This is a genomic window from Flavobacterium xizangense (assembly GCF_054075145.1).
Genome location: NZ_JBSIPG010000173.1, coordinates 1 through 259, shown reverse-complemented (window position 1 = coordinate 259; position 259 = coordinate 1). Strand labels below are relative to the sequence as shown.

Annotated in this window: 1 protein-coding gene; it reads right to left on the bottom strand. The window is 34.4% G+C overall.

What is annotated here, in order from left to right:
* Positions 1 to 164, bottom strand: a 164-nt coding sequence (locus tag ACWA1B_RS22990) for a DUF779 domain-containing protein (RefSeq protein WP_456910965.1), incomplete at its 3' end; no start/stop codon positions are given.
* Between the last annotated feature and the right edge of the window lie 95 nt (positions 165 to 259).

Here is a 259-nt window from a genome sequence, read left to right as displayed (position 1 = left end):
CAAACGTCGCCAGTGCGTTGGTAATAACCTCCTTTTTCAAAACATTGCGGTTGAGTACCTTCGCAGCATCCGCCTGCTTGATAAAACATCAGATCACCGTGTTTTTCTTTGAGAATTTTAATTAATTCTATTGCTTTTTCTGTAGCGTCAATTCGTTTTATCATAACTTTTAAAATTAAAAAAAGCAGTAAATATCAATTAAGAATTTACTGCTTCGAAACATAACCAACTATTTAAGACTGTGCTATGTCGAGCACAA